Raw genomic sequence first — 382 nt, 5'->3', positions numbered from 1 at the left:
TGCCAATGGACGATAAAGCGCTTGCCGTTGATAGTGCAGCGTTAGAAAGCTTTGCTGGCCAAGACTATGCCGCTTTGATAATTCCTCAGCCAAACTTCTTTGGCTCGTTGGAAGATGTGAATGCTTTAACCAACTGGGGCCAGGCAAATGGCATGTTGGTTATTGGCGTCGTTAATCCGACAGCTTTAGCGCTATTAACGCCTCCTGGTGAATGGGGAGATAAGGGTGCCGATATCGCCGTGGGTGAAGGTCAGCCATTGGGTATTCCTATGGCATCGGGTGGCCCGTATTTTGGCTTTATCTGTTGTAAAGAAAAGCTGGTTCGCCAAATGCCAGGACGTATTATTGGTCGTACTGTCGATCTGGAAGGTAAAGAAGGTTT

At 48.4% G+C, this 382-nt stretch carries 1 pseudogene; it reads left to right on the top strand.

The features are described from left to right. Window positions 1-382 (top strand): annotated as a pseudogene (locus tag A3756_RS03935) (glycine dehydrogenase); the annotation flags it as partial.

It is taken from the genome of Oleiphilus sp. HI0086 (assembly GCF_001635225.1).
Note: the sequence above shows the minus strand (reverse complement) of the source record. Positions and strands in the feature narration are given on the sequence as shown.